Raw genomic sequence first — 15,658 nt, 5'->3', positions numbered from 1 at the left:
CGGTGCTGGAGCCTCCGACCGGCTGTATGTGATCGAGAACCTGTGATCTAGATCCGGACCGGGTAGCTGGGTTCGGGCACCTCGGGCTTGATCCGCTCCTCGACGAAGATGCCGTGCCAGAGCAGGAACACCAGCAGCGTCCAGATGCGCCGGCTGTGGTCGACGGGCCCGGCGCGGTGCGCCTCGATCAGGTTGCGCACGGCGGCGAGGTCGATGAGGTGGTCGGCCTGCGAGTCGCGCACGATGTCGAGCGCCCACGGGTACATCTCGTCGCGCAGCCAGTGCCTGATCGGCACGGGGAAACCGAGCTTGCGCCGGTGCAGCACGTGCGGGGGCACGATCCCGTCGAGCGCCTTGCGCAGCGCGAGCTTCGTGGTGCCTTCGCCGATCTTGGCCTCCAGCGGCAGCTCGGAGGCGACCGCGTAGACCTCGGGATCGAGGAACGGCACCCGCAGCTCCAGCGAGTTGGCCATCGTCATCTTGTCGGCCTTGACCAGGATGTCGCCGCGCAGCCACGTGAACAGGTCGACGTGCTGCATGCGGGCGACCGGGTCCCAGCCGACCGACTCGCGGTAGTAGGGCGCGGTCACGTCGGTGTGCGAGCGCCACGGGTCGTACTGGCGCAGGACGGCCGCGAGCTGGTCGTCGCGGAAGATCCGGGCGTTGCCGTAGTAGCGCTGCTCGAGCGGCAGCGCGCCGCGGCGGAGCAGGTCCTTGCCGCGCATCCCCTCGGGCAGTCCCGCGGACACCCGACCGAGCAGCCGGCGCAGCACGCCGGGGACCTTCTCGAACGGCGCGAGCGAGAGCGGCTCGCGGTAGATCGTGTAGCCGCCGAACAGCTCGTCGGAGCCCTCGCCGGAGAGCACCACCTTGACGTGCTTGCGGGCTTCGCGGGCGATGAACCACAGCGGCACCAGCGCCGGGTCGGCCACCGGGTCGTCGAGGTACCAGACGATGAGCGGCAGCGCCTCCATCATCTCGTCGGGCTTGACCGTGCGGACGACGTGCCGCACGCCGATCGCGGCCGCGGACTCGGCGGCCACGTCGACCTCGGAGTAGCCCTCCCGCTCGAACCCGGTGGTGAAGGTGATCAGGTCCGGGTTGTGCTCCTTGGCCAGTGCCGCGATCGCCGTGGAGTCGATGCCGCCGGACAGGAACGCGCCGACGGTGACGTCGGCGCGCATGTGCTTGGCGACCGAGTCGCGCAGCGCCTCGGCGATGCGGGCCGGGGCGGTCGCCGCCGGGGCTGTGCCGCGGAATGTGGGGTGGAAGTAGCGCTCCTGCTCGACCTCACCGCCCGGACGCACCGTGAACCAGGTGCCGGACTCGATCCGGCGGATCGAGCGGTGCATGCTCGCCGGCTCCGGCACGTACTGCAGGGTCAGGTAGTGCTGCAGGGCCACCTGGTCGAGCGCGGTGCCGGTGGGGTCGCCGGGCAGCCCGAGGGTCGGGGCGAGGTGCAGGAGGCACTTCTTCTCGCTGGCGAACGCCGCCCCTGCCGAGCCGACCGCGTAGAACAGCGGCTTGATCCCGAACGGATCGCGGGCGCCGAACAGCACCCGCTCCTGGGTGTCCCAGATGAGGAACGCGAACATGCCGCGCAGCCGGGAGACGCCTGCCGGGCCCCAGTAGTGGTAGGCGGCGAGGATCGCCTCGCTGTCGCCCTCGGTCGCGAAGGTGGCCCCGTGCTCGCGGGCGAGCTCCTCGCGCAGCTCGAGGTAGTTGTAGATCTCGCCGTTGAAGACCATCACGTACCGGCCGCCGAGGTAGGTCATCGGCTGGTGCGAGTGGTCGATGTCGATGAACGACAGCCGGTTGTGCCCGAAGACCACGTCCTGGTCGTGCCAGGCGCGCCCGGGCTCGTCGGGCCCGCGGTGCCGGGCGAGCCGCATCGCCTCCACGATGGCGTCGGTCCGGGAGGCCGCATCGGCCTCCGCCGTCAGCAGTCCCAGCAGCCCGCACACAGCGAGCCAGTATGCCGACGCCGGCTCGTCGGGCCCGGTCGGGGGAGGGCGGGGCGCAGCGGTGCCCCCGGGCTGATCGACAGCGCTCATCTGCACGGCCGATCTGCACGGCCGATCTGCACGGCTGATCCACAGGGTGGTCACCGACACGTGCACCCGACCCTGGCGCACGGGAACCTCTCGGCTAATCTCTACGCGAAGTCGAAGAAGCCCGGGGAACCGCCCGGGCCGATCGATCGTGCGACGACGACAGTGGGAGGCGGCGGGCAGTGGGCCGAGCACAGCGAGACGGGCGTCGCGGGACCGCGCACCCGCGGGGAGGTTTGGGGGCCCGCCGGGCGCTCAAGATCGCCGCCCTCGCCGTCCTGAGCATGCCGTTCCTCACCGCGTGCGGCATCGAGGACGTGCTCCGCTTCGGCTTTCCGGAGGGCGTCACCCCGCAGGCCGAGCAGATCCGTCATCTGTGGATCGGCTCGGTGGTGGCGGCGCTCGTCGTGGGCGTCGTGACCTGGGGCGCCATGTTCTGGGCGGTGATCTTCCACCGCAAGAAGAAGGAGGAGGCGGCCGACGCCATCCCGCGGCAGACGCAGTACAACCTGCCGCTGGAGCTGGTCTTCACGGTGATCCCGACGATCATCGTGGCCGTCCTGTTCGGCTTCACCGTCCTGGTGCAGAACTACGCGGACAAGGACGAGGCGACCGACATGACGGTCGACATCGCCGCGAAGCAGTGGAACTGGGACTTCTCCTACCCGGGGCACACCACGCCGGACGGCAAGGACGTCGTGACGATCGGGACCAGCGACACCATCCCGATCCTGGTGCTGCCGACCGAGCGGAGCATCACCTTCAACCAGTACTCCAACGACGTCATCCACTCGTTCTACGTGCCGGAGTTCCTGTTCAAGCGGGACGTGTTCCCGCTGCCGGACAAGAACGACCAGGACCCGACGTGGGTGATCGACCGGATCGACCGTGAGGGCGCGTTCGTGGGCCGCTGCGCCGAGCTGTGCGGCGCCTACCACGCGATGATGAACTTCGAGGTCCGCGCGCTGTCGCCGGTTCGCTTCGACCGCTGGCTCGAGCTGCGCACCCAGGTCAACCCGGCCACGGGGGCGCCGTACACGGCGGGCGAGGCGCTGGCCGCGGTCGGCCGCGAGGACCCGACCTGCGGTGAGCTCTGCGCGCCGCTGGCGACCACCACCTACCCGTTCCCGACCGACCGCACGTACCGTTCGGCCCAGCTGCCGCCGAGCGCCGCGGGGAGCTGAGAGGCAACCATGAAGATCGAGTCCCGGATCTTCGAGATCTGCGCCGGGTTCTTCTTCCTCTGCGGCATCGTCTACACGGTCCTCACGCAGGAGCCGGTGGGCGTGGCCGCGCTGTTCCTCACCGGTGGCCTCGGCCTGATCATCGGCACGTACTTCCGGTTCGTGTCGCGGCGGCTGGAGCAGCGCCCGGAGGACAACCCGGACGCCGAGGTGTCCGACGGTGCCGGCGACGTCGGGTTCTTCTCGCCCGGCAGCTACTGGCCGATGGGCGTGGCCGCGGCGTGCGCCGTCTGCGGGGTCGCGCTCGCGTTCTGGCAGGTGTGGCTGCTGGTCATCGGTGCGGTGCTGGTGCTGCTGGCCGTGGGCGGGCTGGTGTTCGAGTACCACCTGCCGCCGCGCAGCCACTGACGGACCACTTCCTCTGCGGTGACGAGGGCCCGGGCGCTGTGTGCGCCTGGGCCCTCGCCGTTTCCCGGGCCCATGTGATCCGCAGGGCCCGGGGACGACGAACGGCCCTTTCGTCCACCAGGAGTGGACGAAAGGGCCGTTCGTCGCGTCAGCCGCGAGCAGCCGGGCCGAGGGCGTCCCGGGCGATGATCACCTGCTGGATCTGCGACGTCCCCTCGTAGATGCGGAACAGACGCACGTCGCGGTAGAAGCGCTCGACCGGCACGCCGCGCATGTAGCCCGAGCCGCCGTGGATCTGCACGGCGCGGTCGGCCACCCGGCCCACCATCTCCGACGCGAAGTACTTCGCCACCGACGGCCCGGAGATCCGGTCGGTGCCGTCGTCGTAGCGGCGCGCCACGTCGAGCACGAGGGCGCGCCCGGCCCGGTAGTCGGTCACCGAGTCCGCGATCAGCCCCTGGATCAGCTGGTACGCCGCGATCGGGCGGCCGCCCTGGGTGCGGGTCCTGGCGAACTCGATCGACTCGTGCACCAGCCGGTCGGCCATCCCCACGCACAGCGCCGCGATGTGCGTCCGCCCGTGCGAGAGGCACTTCGCGGCGATGCGGAACCCGTTGTGCAGCCCCTCCTCGCCGCCGACCAGGTGGTCCGCCGGCACCCGGACGTCGTCGAGGTAGACGTCGGACGTCCAGGTGCCCATCTGGCCCATCTTGTGGTCGCGCGGCCCGAAGGACAGTCCCGGCGTGCCGGCCGGCACCAGGAACGTGGAGATGCCGCGGTTGCCCGGCGCGTCCGGGTCGGTGCGGGCGAACACCATGACGACGTCGGCGACGAGCGCGTTCGTGATGTAGCGCTTCGCCCCGTTGAGCACCCAGTCGGAGCCGTCGCGGCGGGCGGACGTGGTGAGCGACGACGGGTCCGAGCCCGCCTCGGCCTCGGTGAGCCCGAACGCCGCGGTCACCTCGCCCGACGCCAGCCGCGGCAGCCAGGCCCGCCGCTGCTCCTCCGTGCCGCCGGTGATGAGCACCTGCCCGGCGATCCCGTTGTTGGTGCCGAACAGCGACCGCAGCGCTGGGGTGGTCCAGCCCAGCTCGAACGCCAGCTGCACCTCTTCGACCATGGACATCCCCAGGCCGCCGTACTCCTCGGGGATCGCGAAGCCGTACAGGCCCATCTCCTTGCACGTCGCGATGATGTGGTCGGGGATGGCGTCCTCGGCGTCGATCTGTTCTTCGAGCGGGACGACGTCGTCGCGGACGAACTTCCGGACGGCGGTCAGGATGTCGGTGAGGTCAGCGGGATCCACGGCACCTCCGGTCGATGGCGGGAAAGCCCCTTTCCCGCCGGAATCTGGCGGGAAAGCGGCTCTCCTGCAACAACCCCGACTATCCGGGTCGTCAGGGTCAGCCGCCGTTCCGCGGGCCCCGCGGATCGATCGTCGAGACGGTGGCCTGCGGCAGGACGATCTCCTGGCCTTCGCGCAGCCCCGAGGTGATCTCGGTGAAGTCGTCGCCCTGCAGGCCGGTGGTGACCGGGGTCGGCACCGGCTCGCCGTCCGGGCCGGGGATGTTCACCACGGACCCCAGCGCGGCGTCCTGGCGCACCGCGGTGGACGGCACCCGCAGGACGTTCTCGACCGACTTCGTGATGACGTCGGCCTGGGCGGTCTGGCCGTCCTTGAGCCGCGGGTCGGTCTCGTTCAGCACGATCGTGACGTAGTAGCTCACGACCCCGGAGATCGTCTCCGCACTGGGGGCCACCGCGACCACGGTGCCCGGCTTCACCAGGCCGGGGATCGCGTCGATGCTCACCTCGACCTGCTGGTTCGGGCTGATCTGCGCGGCGTCGGACTCCTCGAACGGCACCACCAGCTGGAACGTGTCGACGTTCGTCAGCGTGATGAACGCGCCACCACCGCCGCCCAGGCTCGTGGCCGACGCGTCGGTGCCGCCGACCGCGCCGGGCAGCCGGGCCGTGGAGCCGGGCGCCTGCGGGGTGCCGCCGGACGCGGCCGGGATGAACTCGCCCACCGTGGCGTTGATCGCCGCCACGACCCCGCCGACCGGGGCGCGCAGCGTGGCGTTCTCCAGGTCGCGCTGGGCGCTCTCGACGGCGATCTCCGCGTCGCGCAGCACCGCCTCCTGCACCTTCGTGTCGGCGGAGTTGTCGCGCTTGGCGCTCTCCAGGGTGTTCTCCGCCTGCACGACGTTGGCGCGGGCGTTCTCGATCGAGATCCGGCCCTGGGTGCGGGCGGTCTCCTCGGTGTGGCGGGCCTGGACGAGCGCGGTCTCGGAGGCGATCACCTGGCGCTGCGCGTTCTGCACGGCTGGGCACGACGAGGCGTCGAAGCCGTCGTCGTCATCGTCGTCCATCGGGCGACTGAAGGCGATCGGACGTACGGGCGCCGCGGTCGTTGGCTCGCCCATGCTGTTGGGGCGGAGGAGACCGCTCCGTCCGCGGTCCGAGCCGCTGCTACTGCTCTGGTCGTCCGTGGTAGTGATCCGGGCGTTGTTGTTGTCCTGGGTCTGACAGCCACTAGCGTTGGCCTTCTTCGTCTGACGCAGCACATCCCGGTCGAACTCCAGCTGCACCTCCGCCCGCCGGGTGGCCGCGGCGTTGGCCTCGTTGATGGCGTGGACGTTGGCCTCGGTGGCCTCCAGCACGGCCCGCGCGGCGTCGAGCGCCGCCTGCGCGCCCTCGATCGAGTAGCTGCCGGTGATCTTCCCGAGCGACGCGCGCTGCTGGTCCAGCTTCGCCTGCGCTGACTTGAGCGCCTGGGTGAGCGCCCCGTCGTCGAGCCGGGCGAGCACGTCCCCGGCGCGGACCTCGTCGCCGACCTTGACCAGGATCTCGGCGATCTGGCCGCGGTCGGCGAACCCGAGGTTCTGCTCGTCGATCGACACGAGTGTCCCGGACGCCGACACGGAGGTCGTGACCGGGCCGCGGTCCACCCTGACCGTCGGCACCGGGGAGCTGTCACCACTGCACGCCGTGACCAGCACGGCCACTGCCGCGAGGCCCGCCGTGAGGTGCCTCTTTCCGGCCATGGGGAGTGCCTTTCGGGGTCGGGGGCCACGGGGGCCGGGGAGCGTGATCACTGGTACCTCAGCGCCTCGATCGGGCGCAGGCGCGCTGCGCGGTTGGCGGGGTAGCCGCCCGCGATCAGGCCGATGATCAGGCTGATCGAGAACGACAGGATCACCGAGCCGGGCGAGACGACGGGCGCGGGGAAGTCCTGCACCAGCGCCGGGAGCACGACGCCGGCCGCCGCGGACAGGCCGATGCCGAGCAGGATCCCGATGATCCCGCCGATGCCGGACAGCATCATCGACTCGATCAGGAACTGTTGCAGGATCGCTCGCCGCCGCGCGCCGATGGCCTTGCGGATGCCGATCTCGCGGGTCCGCTCCGTGACGGTGACGAGCATGATGTTCGCGACGCCGATGCTGCCGACGACCAGGGAGATCCCCGCGACGGCCGCGGTGAACAGCGTGACGAACGACAGCACCTGCGACGACTGGTCGAGCAGGGTCTGCAGCTTGAGCACGTTGAAGTCGCGGGCTTCGGGCTCGCGGATGCGGTGCCGGTCGTCGAGGATCGCGTTGATCTGCGCCTCGGCCGCGTCGACCTCGTTGGTCGAGGTAGCGCGGACGATGATCTGGTTGACCTCGTCGCCGCCGCCGAGCAGGTAGGCGCGCGCCGTGCCCAGCGGCATGAACACGACGTCGTCCTGCTGGCCGTTCGGCGTCACCACCCCGATGACCCGGAACGACGTGCGCCCGACCCGCACCTGCTTGCCGAGCGCGGCGCCGGCGTCGCCGCCGAACAGGTCCGCGACCACGTTCGGGCCCAGGACGGCGACCTTGGCCTTGTTGCGCACCTGCTGCTCGTCGAAGTACTCGCCGACGACGAGCTCGCGGTCGGTCACGGCGAAGTAGTCGGCGGTGGTCCCGACGACGCTGGCCCGGGTGGTGGCGCCGCTGGCCTGGACGTTCGCGACCCCGTTGACGATCGGGGTGACCGAGAGGATGTCGGGCGCCTTCACCGAGTTCGACAGGGCCTCGACGTCGCCGTCGGTGAGGTCCTTCGGCTCGCCGCTGCCGCTGAGGCTGCCCTGGGTCTTGGAGATCGTGAGCTGGTTGGCCAGCGGCCCGAACGCCTCGTTGATGTAGGTCTGCAGCCCGTTGCCGAACGCGACCAAGAGGATGACCGCGGCGACGCCGATGATGATGCCGAGCATCGTCAGCACCGACCGCAGCCGGTTGGAGCGCAGGCCGTGCAGCGCGATGCGCGCGGCTTCCCAGACGTTCACCGGCCGCCGTCCTTGTGCAGCACCGGCCCGGTCGCGTCGTCCGGGCCCGCGGGCCCGGCAGGATCGATCCTGGCGAACCGCTCGGTGCGCCCGTCCGGGGGCACCACGTGCTCGCGGTTCTGCTCCTGGCGGACGTCGCTGATGATGTGCCCGTCGCGCAGGGTCACGACCCGCTTGGCGAACTCGGCGACCTCGGGCTCGTGCGTGATCAGCACGACGGTCCGCCCGGCGTCGTTGAGCTCGACGAACAGGTTCATGATGTCGATCGTCGAGGCGGTGTCGAGGTTGCCGGTGGGCTCGTCGGCAAGGATCATCGTCGGGTCCATGACCAGGGCGCGGGCCACCGCGACCCGCTGCTGCTGACCACCGGACAGCTCGTTGGGCATGTGGTTCAGCCGGTCGCCCAGCCCCACCCGCTCCAGGGCGCGCCGGGCCCGCTCGCGGCGGTTGCGGCCGCCGCCGTAGACCATCGGCAGCTCCACGTTGCGGATCGCGGACGTGCGCGGGATCAGGTTGAACGACTGGAAGACGAACCCGATCTTCTTGTTGCGGATGTCGGCGAGCGCGTTCTCCCGCAGCTTGCCGACGTCGATGCCGTCGAGCCGGTAGGTCCCCGACGTGGGGGCGTCGAGGCAGCCGAGGATGTTCATCATGGTGCTCTTGCCGGAGCCCGAGGCACCCATGATCGCGACGAGGTCGCCGTCCTCGATGGTGAGGTTGATGTCGTCGAGCGCGCGCAGCTCGATGGCCCCGGTCCGGTAGACCTTCGAGACCGCCTCCAGCTCGATCATCGTCCCCCTGCCCGTGGCCGACCTCGCCGCGCGCAGCCACTCGGTTGGCCCAACGACATGGTGCACGCGACGTAACGAGTGTGCCGGTCACCCGGACTGAGGAATTCTCAGCATCCCGGTTCCGCGGATACCGCCGGTGACCTGCGGCGATGAGTGTTTCGAAACCGTTATCGGCGAGGTGGGCAACCTCGGCGCGGTTCGCGCGTCCCCGGCTCGTCGCTGGGCCGTTCGGGGCAGGGCGTCCTCGATCCGGTAGCGGATGGGCGACGCAGAGCAGCGGGGAGCGCTCACTCCCGCACGAGCGCCAGCAGGAACCCGTCGTAGCCCTTGCTGCCCACGGTCTGGATGACCGTGGCGTCCACCCGCTCCTCAGCGGCGACGGCCTCGGCGAGCTGCCGGGTCCCGAGCACGTTCCGGTCCGTGCTGTCGGCGTCGACGATCGCGCCGCCGCGCACCACGTTGTCGACGACGATCGTCCCGCCCGGTCGCACGAGCCGCAGGCACTGCCGGAAGTAGTCGGTGTTGGAGGGTTTGTCGGCGTCGACGAACGCGACGTCGAACGGCTCGTCCGCGGGCAGCGCCACGAGCGTGTCCAGAGCCGGCCCGATCCGCACGTCGACCCGATCCGCCAGCCCGGCGCGGGCGAGGTTCGCGGTGGCGACCTCGGCGTGGTGCGGGTTCAGCTCGCAGGTGACGAGGATCCCGTCCGGCGGCAGGGCCCTGGCCAGCCAGATCGTGGAGTAGCCGCCCAGCGTGCCGATCTCCAGGATCCGCCGGGCGCGCGCCTGCCGGGCCAGGAGGTGCAGCAGCTTGCCCTGCGCGGGTGAAACGTCGATCGCCGGGAGTCCGGCTGCCGCGTTGGCGGCGAGTGCGGCGTCGAGCACCGGGTCTGCGTCGTGCAGCTGCTCAGTCCAGTAGCGATCGACGGTCGTCCACAGCGTCGGGTTCATCCGCTCAGGGTCCATCCGCTCAGGCTAGGGTCGGTCGTCGTGCCGGACCCTGCTGAGAACCACGCCGCTGAGAACCACGCCGCACAGGACCACGCCGCACAGGGCCACGCTGCGCAGAACCGCGCCGCTGAGACCTACGCCGCCTTCTCCGCGCTGCGGATCGACCGGCCCGAGGACGGGATCCTGCGGATCGTGCTCGACGGGCCGAACCTCAACGCCGTCGGCCCCGACGCGCACCAGCAGCTCGCCGACATCTGGCCGGTGATCGACCGCGATCCCGCCGTGCGTGTCGTGCTGGTGCGCGGGGAGGGCCGGGCCTTCAGCGCGGGCGGCTCGTTCGACCTCATCGAGACGATGGTGGAGGACCCGGCGCAGCGCAGCCGGGTGCTGCGCGAGGCCCGCGACCTCGTGTACAACGTGATCAACTGCTCGAAGCCGGTCGTCTCGGCCATCCACGGGCCGTGCGTCGGCGCGGGGCTCGCGGTCGCGCTGCTCGCCGATGTGTCGGTCGCCGCACGCACCGCCAAGATCGTCGACGGGCACACCCGGCTCGGTGTGGCGGCGGGTGACCACGCCGTGATCTGCTGGCCGCTGCTGTGCGGTATGGCGAAGGCCAAGTACTACCTGCTCACCTGCGAGCCGATCACCGGCGAGGAGGCCGAGCGGATCGGGCTGGTCTCGCTCGTCGTGGACGACGACGAGGTGCAGGAGCGCGCGCTGCAGGTGGCGCGCACGCTCGCCGCGGGCGCCCCGCAGGCCATCTCGTTCACCAAGATGGCGCTGAACAACTGGTACCGCAGCGCGGGGCCGGCGTTCGACGCGTCGCTCGCGCTGGAGATGTACGGGTTCGGGCAGGCCGAGGTGCGCGAGGGACTGGCCGCGCACCGGGAGAAGCGGGCGCCCGACTTCCGCTGATCCGGGGTCGGGTTGGCCCTACCCTGGGCAGGGGGCGCTCCGGCTGGGTCCGCCCGGGCGCCACGGCGAGGCTGGGAGCCATGACGGACACGACCGCGAGCGCCGGACCCACGGCGGTACCCCTTGCGGTGCGCGCCGGGCGGCAGCTCGGCTACCACGTGACGGGGCTGTTCCTCGCCGTCCCGGCGTTCGTGCTGGCCACCGCCGGTCTCTCGGTCGGCGCCGGCACGCTGGTGGTCTGGATCGGCATCCCCGTCCTCGCCGCCACGCTCGCGGTGAGCCGGTGGTTCGCCGAGCTCGAACGCCGCTCCACCGAGCAGGTCCTGGGCCGGTCGCTCCCGCCGCACCACTACCGGGAGCTCTCCGGCGGGCTGCGCCGGGCCGTGAGCCGGCTCGCCGATCCGCAGCTCTGGCGCGACCTGGTGCACGCGATCGTCGCCTTCCCCGTGCGGATCACGACGTTCGTCGTCGCCGTCACGTGGGTGGTCGCCGGGATCGGCGAACTGCTGGCGTTCCTGTGGATGTGGGCGCTGCCCGACGACGGCGACGGCCTCCTGTGGCTCATCACCGGCATCCGCTCGGCCGTGCTCGAACGGACGCTGCACACCGTGCTCGGCGTCGTCGTGCTGCTGCTCGCGCCGGCGGTGCTGTCGCTGATGACCGCGATCCGGGCCGGCCTGGCCAGCGCGCTGCTGACGAACGAGAGCGCGGCGCTGCGGGCCCGTGCCGCGCAGCTGGAGTCGAGCCGCCGCTCCGCCGTGCAGGCCGAGGCGCAGACGCTGCGCCGTCTGGAGCGCGACATCCACGACGGTCCGCAGCAGCGGCTGGTCCGGCTCACGATGGACCTCGAGGCAGCCGCCCGGCGGCTCGACGCCGCCGATCCGGACAAGGCCCGCGCGCTCGTCGGGGAGGCGCTCGACCACAGTCGGGAGGCGCTCACCGAGCTGCGGGCGCTCTCCCGCGGCATCGCCCCGCCGATCCTGGCCGACCGCGGGCTGTCCGCCGCACTGGCCGCCGCGGCCGCGCGCAGCCCCGTCGAGGTGGCGCTGGAGATCGATCTGCCCGATCGCGTCCGGCTCGCCGACGCCGTGGAGACCACCGCGTACTTCGTCGTCACCGAGGGACTGGCGAACGCGGCCAAGCACGCGGACGCCTCGCTCGTCACGGTCGCCGTGCGGGTCGACGGGGACCGGCTGCTCGTCCAGGTCCGCGACGACGGCCGTGGCGGCGCCCACATCGGCAAGGGCCACGGTCTGGCCGGGCTCGCCGATCGGCTCGCCACCGTGGAGGGCGCGCTCGACGTGCACAGCCCGCCCGGCGGCCCGACGGTGCTGACCGCGGAAATTCCGCTGCGCGGGCTCGGTGCCGGGGCATGATTCGGTGGGTGCGCGTCGTACTCGCCGAGGACTCCCTGCTGCTGCGCGAAGGCCTCGTCCGCCTGCTGGACGAGGCGGGCGCCGACGTCGTCGCCGCCGTCGGTGACGGCCCGTCGCTGGTCGCGGCCGGTGTCGAGCACCATCCCGACGTCGCCGTGGTCGACGTGCGGATGCCGCCGTCGTTCACCGACGAGGGGCTGCGCGCCGCGCTGGAGCTGCGGTCGAAGGCACCCGAGATCGCGGTGCTCGTGCTGTCCCAGTACGTGGAGGAGTCCTACGCCGACGACCTGCTGGCCACCGGCGGCGGCGTCGGGTACCTGCTGAAGGACCGGGTGAGCCGGCTCGACGATCTCATCGACGCGCTGGAGCGGGTCGTCGCGGGCGGCACGGTGCTCGACCCGGAGGTGGTCTCGGCACTGTTCTCCAAGCGGCGCCGCCGCGACCCGCTCGCCACGCTGTCGCCGCGGGAGCGGGAGGTGCTCGCGCTGATGGCGGAGGGCCGCACCAACACCGCGATCGGGCGGCAGCTGGTGATCTCGCAGGGCGCGGTCGAGAAGCACATCTCGTCGATCTTCACCAAGCTCGGCCTGCCGCCGTCGCCCGATGATCATCGCCGCGTGATGGCGGTGCTGGCGTGGCTGCGCAGTTGATGTCACCTGATGTCTTGATGACGTCATCATGACGCCATACCATGCCGTCATGAACGACGTCGAGCTGCGCATCTCCGACGCCGATCGCGACGAGGCGGCCGCGGTGCTGCACGCCGCCGTCGGCGATGGCCGCATCACGTGGGAGGAGCACGCCGAACGGGTCGAGGGCGTCTACTCGGCGCGGACGATGAGCGAGCTGCGGCCGTACCTCGCCGACCTGAAGCCGGAGTTCGCGGCGCCCCGGGACGGCCCCGCGGCGAAGCCCCAGGGGGTGGCGGAGCAGGTGGCGTTCGCGAAGGTCCGCCGCCGCCCGGACCCGGCCGCCGGTCCGGTGCTCGTCGACGTCGCGCTCGGCGCCGCCGAGATCGACCTGCGCGACCTGCCGCGCGGCGCCGTCGTCGACGTCCGGGCGAACACGCTGCTCGGCAAGGCCGAGATCCGCGTCTCCCCGGGCACCCGCGTGCGCGACACCGGCACCGCTCACCTCGGCAAACACTCCGTCGTGGAGTGGGGAGCTGGCGGCGCGCGTTCCGGCCCGCCCCGATCCGGCCCGACTCCCCGCTGGTGCGGGTCAGCGGCCACAGCGTGCTCGGCCACGTGCGGGTCGTCATCGCGTAGCGGAGAATCCGTCAGCCGGGGCAACGCCGCTGCCGTACGGTGCCGGGATGCCGCACGTGATCGTCCGGGCCGCCGAGGCCCAGCTCGTCGGGCGCGAGGCCGAGCTCGTCGCCGGGCTCACCGACGCCGTCGTCGACGTCTACGGCGAATGGGTGCGCGACCAGGCGGTGGTGGTGCTCGTCGCGGTGCCGGCCGGCCGGTGGGGGATCGGTGGCCGGATCATCGACACCCCGCCGCCGATGGTGGAGTTCGGCATCAACGAGCGCGCGCTCGCCCGCGACGACGCCACCGAGATCCTCGCCCGGCTCGCCGCCGGGATCACCGACTGCCTGGCCCGGGTGCTCGGCGAGGCGCACCGGCCGGGCGTGCTCGTCGAGTTCCGGGCGCAGCACGCCGACCGGACCGCGCTCGGTGGGACGCTCGTCTCCGCGCGCTGATCAGGTGCGCACCGCGCGCAGATCCAGCTCCAGCGTCGTGGGCCCGTCGGGGACGAGCCGGACGGGGATGCCCCAGTCCTGCTGGTAGCGGTGGCACGCCGCGAACACGCCGTCGCCCTCGTCGCAGGCCGCGGCCGCGACGCTGACCGACAACACCCCTCCGGTGCCGGAGAGCTCCAGCTCGCGTTCCAGTCCCGCCGCCGTGCCGGCGCCGCGCACGAGCAGCTCCGGCGGATCGGCCGCCACGGTGAGCTGGGTCGGGTCGCCGAAGCGGGTGTCGAGGTGCTGCCCGGTGGGCGGCGTGAACGCCACGCGCAGCGTCACCCGGCCCGCGGCGAGATCGGTGCGCGGCCGCCGCACGGTGTGCGCGCCCGCGTCGACCCGGGCGCCGGCCGGGATCGGGATCCGCACCAGTCGGTGCGCCCCGGACTCCACGATGATCAGCAGATCCCCGTCGACGAGGACGTCGCTCGGCTCGGCCAACCCCTCCGCCAGCGTGGTGACGGTCGCGGTGCGCGGGTCGTAGCGGCGGACGGCGCCGTTGTAGGTGTCGGCGATCGCCACCGACCCGTCCGGCAGCACCGCCACCCCGAGCGGGTGCTGCAGCAGCGCCTCGGCGGCCGGGCCGTCGCGGTGGCCGAAGTCGAACAGGCCCTGCCCGGTCGCGGTCGTCACCAGGTCGGTCGTGAGCCGCCGCACCGCGGACGTCTCGGAGTCGGCGATCCACAGCACGTCCCCGTCCACCGCGAGCCCGGACGGCTGGGCGAAGAACGCTGTGTCGAGCGGGCCGTCGCGCAGCCCCTCGTTGGTGGTGCCGGCGAGCACGGTCGCGGCGCCGGTGACGGGATCCACCGTCCAGATCTGGTGCGTGCCGGCCATCGCGACGGCGATCCGCCCGTCCCACCACACGACGTCCCACGGCGTGGACAGCTCAGCGGCGCTCTTGCCGGGCTCGACGCGGTCGCGCAGCTGCGTGCCGGTGCCGGCGATGGTCGTGACCGTCCCGTCGGCGAGCCGGACCCGGCGCAGCGCGTGGTTGACCGAATCAGCCACGACGACGTCGCCGTCGGGGAGCAGGGCAAGGCCCTGCGGCTCGTTGAACCGCGGCTCGGCGCCGTCGCGCAGCCCGCGCTCGCCGGTGCCGATCCGGCGGACCTCGGTCTGCAGATCGGCGGCCAGCTCGACCAGCTGGTGGTGCGCGGTGTCGGAGACCAGGTACGTGCCGGCCGGCAGCGCGATCACCTTGCCGGGGAACCGCAGCGCCGTCTCCGGCTCGGGCGGTGCCACGTACGGGCCGTCACCGCGGCGCAGGTGCTGGCCGTGCTCCTCGATCAGTTCCTCAATGAGGACGGCGAGGCCGTGGGCATGGCCCTCCCCGGCCAGGTGCGCGACGACGTAGCCCTGCGGATCGACGACCACCAGCGTCGGCCACGCCCGCGCCGCGTAGGCGTCCCAGGTGGTGAGCTCAGGATCGTCGAGGACGGGATGGGTGACCCCGTACCGCTCGACGGCGGCCTCGACGGCGGCCGGATCGGCCTCGTGGGCGAACTTGGGGGAGTGGACGCCGATCGTGACGAGCACATCGGCGTAGCGCTCCTCCAGCTCGCGCAGCTCGTCGAGGACGTGCAGGCAGTTGACGCAGCAGAACGTCCAGAAGTCCAGCAGGACGATCTTGCCGCGCAGAGCGGCGAGGGACAAGTCCTTGCCGCCGGTGCCCAGCCAGCGGCGGCCGCGGAGCTCAGGGGCGCGCACCCGGGAGGTCGTCACACGACGATCAACAGGAGCGGGCCCCGGGGTGTTCCGCCCGGGGGAGAGCGCCTGCGGGGGTGCGCAACGAACGGCACTTTCGTCCACTCCGAGTGGACGAAAGTGCCGTTCGTTGTCGAAGGGCAGCGTCTTCGGGCAGGGCCTTCGGGCAGCGGCCGGGGGGTTCCCGCGCTCACACCCCGCTCGCGCTCCGGCGGCG

General features: G+C 72.0%; 13 protein-coding genes and 1 pseudogene. 7 read left to right on the top strand and 7 right to left on the bottom strand.

What is annotated here, in order from left to right; genetic code table 11:
• Positions 1-47: 47 nt before the first annotated feature.
• The gene (asnB, locus tag BUE41_RS07175) at positions 48-1,964 is read right to left on the bottom strand and encodes an asparagine synthase (glutamine-hydrolyzing) (protein ID WP_073456098.1); all 1,917 of its coding nucleotides are present in this window, start codon (positions 1,962-1,964) and stop codon (positions 48-50) included.
• Positions 1,965-2,287: 323 nt separating this feature from the next.
• Here asnB and ctaC point away from each other — a divergent pair, with 323 nt between their 5' ends.
• Together ctaC and BUE41_RS07165 are read left to right on the top strand one after the other, a co-directional pair.
• Positions 2,288-3,235 carry an aa3-type cytochrome oxidase subunit II gene (gene ctaC / locus BUE41_RS07170; RefSeq protein ID WP_073456096.1) on the top strand — a complete coding sequence of 316 codons (948 nt, stop codon included), beginning with the start codon at positions 2,288-2,290 and terminating at the stop codon, positions 3,233-3,235.
• 9 nt (positions 3,236-3,244) lie between these two features.
• Positions 3,245-3,643: a cytochrome c oxidase subunit 4 gene (locus tag BUE41_RS07165; protein WP_073456094.1), complete on the top strand. Its 399-nt coding sequence runs from the start codon at positions 3,245-3,247 to the stop codon at positions 3,641-3,643.
• Between the two features lie 148 nt (positions 3,644-3,791).
• Here BUE41_RS07165 and BUE41_RS07160 read toward each other — a convergent pair whose 3' ends face one another.
• The 5 genes from BUE41_RS07160 to BUE41_RS07140 form a co-directional block, all read right to left on the bottom strand.
• Positions 3,792-4,949: an acyl-CoA dehydrogenase family protein gene (locus BUE41_RS07160; protein WP_073456092.1), complete on the bottom strand. Its 1,158-nt coding sequence runs from the start codon at positions 4,947-4,949 to the stop codon at positions 3,792-3,794.
• Positions 4,950-5,046: 97 nt separating this feature from the next.
• A complete protein-coding gene (locus BUE41_RS07155) occupies positions 5,047-6,690 on the bottom strand; it encodes an efflux RND transporter periplasmic adaptor subunit (protein ID WP_084754547.1) in 1,644 nt (547 codons plus the stop codon).
• Positions 6,691-6,737: 47 nt separating this feature from the next.
• Positions 6,738-7,955 carry an ABC transporter permease gene (locus BUE41_RS07150; RefSeq protein ID WP_073456089.1) on the bottom strand — a complete coding sequence of 406 codons (1,218 nt, stop codon included), beginning with the start codon at positions 7,953-7,955 and terminating at the stop codon, positions 6,738-6,740.
• Positions 7,952-8,746: an ABC transporter ATP-binding protein gene (locus tag BUE41_RS07145; protein ID WP_084754546.1), complete on the bottom strand. Its 795-nt coding sequence runs from the start codon at positions 8,744-8,746 to the stop codon at positions 7,952-7,954. The genes BUE41_RS07150 and BUE41_RS07145 overlap by 4 nt, the downstream gene beginning before the upstream one ends.
• Before the next feature lie 287 nt (positions 8,747-9,033).
• Positions 9,034-9,696 carry an O-methyltransferase gene (locus BUE41_RS07140; RefSeq protein WP_073456087.1) on the bottom strand — a complete coding sequence of 221 codons (663 nt, stop codon included), beginning with the start codon at positions 9,694-9,696 and terminating at the stop codon, positions 9,034-9,036.
• A 39-nt stretch (positions 9,697-9,735) separates the two neighbouring features.
• Between BUE41_RS07140 and BUE41_RS07135 the strand changes: the two genes are divergently transcribed.
• The 5 genes and pseudogenes from BUE41_RS07135 (at position 9,736) to BUE41_RS07115 (ending at position 13,692) form a co-directional block, all read left to right on the top strand.
• The gene (locus tag BUE41_RS07135) at positions 9,736-10,611 is read left to right on the top strand and encodes an enoyl-CoA hydratase/isomerase family protein (protein WP_084754545.1); all 876 of its coding nucleotides are present in this window, start codon (positions 9,736-9,738) and stop codon (positions 10,609-10,611) included.
• Positions 10,612-10,691: 80 nt separating this feature from the next.
• Entirely contained in the window at positions 10,692-11,987 is a 1,296-nt protein-coding gene (locus BUE41_RS07130) for a sensor histidine kinase (protein WP_073456086.1), read from the top strand.
• An 8-nt stretch (positions 11,988-11,995) separates the two neighbouring features.
• On the top strand, positions 11,996-12,637 hold the full coding sequence (locus tag BUE41_RS07125) for a response regulator transcription factor (protein ID WP_073456084.1): 642 nt from the start codon (positions 11,996-11,998) through the stop codon (positions 12,635-12,637).
• A gap of 28 nt (positions 12,638-12,665) precedes the next feature.
• Positions 12,666-12,797: pseudogene (locus BUE41_RS32845) on the top strand (DUF1707 SHOCT-like domain-containing protein); the annotation flags it as partial.
• 505 nt (positions 12,798-13,302) lie between these two features.
• On the top strand, positions 13,303-13,692 hold the full coding sequence (locus BUE41_RS07115; protein ID WP_073456083.1) for a tautomerase family protein: 390 nt from the start codon (positions 13,303-13,305) through the stop codon (positions 13,690-13,692).
• Here BUE41_RS07115 and BUE41_RS07110 read toward each other — a convergent pair whose 3' ends face one another.
• Positions 13,693-15,459 (bottom strand): NHL domain-containing thioredoxin family protein, encoded by a 1,767-nt coding sequence (locus BUE41_RS07110; protein ID WP_073456082.1) that lies wholly within the window; start codon positions 15,457-15,459, stop codon positions 13,693-13,695.
• Between the last annotated feature and the right edge of the window lie 199 nt (positions 15,460-15,658).

The sequence above is a fragment of the Pseudonocardia thermophila genome (assembly GCF_900142365.1).
Lineage (GTDB): Bacteria > Actinomycetota > Actinomycetes > Mycobacteriales > Pseudonocardiaceae > Pseudonocardia > Pseudonocardia thermophila.
The sequence above is the reverse complement of the archived record's forward strand: the minus strand, read 5'-3'. Positions and strand labels throughout refer to the sequence as shown.

Coding starts and splice junctions, on each gene's coding strand:
- BUE41_RS07165 (WP_073456094.1), top strand. CDS start 3,245: ATGAAGATCGAGTCCCGGATCTTCGAGATCTGCGCCGGGTTCTTCTTC.
- BUE41_RS07130 (WP_073456086.1), top strand. CDS start 10,692: ATGACGGACACGACCGCGAGCGCCGGACCCACGGCGGTACCCCTTGCG.
- BUE41_RS07155 (WP_084754547.1), bottom strand. CDS start 6,690: ATGGCCGGAAAGAGGCACCTCACGGCGGGCCTCGCGGCAGTGGCCGTG.
- BUE41_RS07145 (WP_084754546.1), bottom strand. CDS start 8,746: ATGATCGAGCTGGAGGCGGTCTCGAAGGTCTACCGGACCGGGGCCATC.
- BUE41_RS07140 (WP_073456087.1), bottom strand. CDS start 9,696: ATGAACCCGACGCTGTGGACGACCGTCGATCGCTACTGGACTGAGCAG.
- BUE41_RS07115 (WP_073456083.1), top strand. CDS start 13,303: ATGCCGCACGTGATCGTCCGGGCCGCCGAGGCCCAGCTCGTCGGGCGC.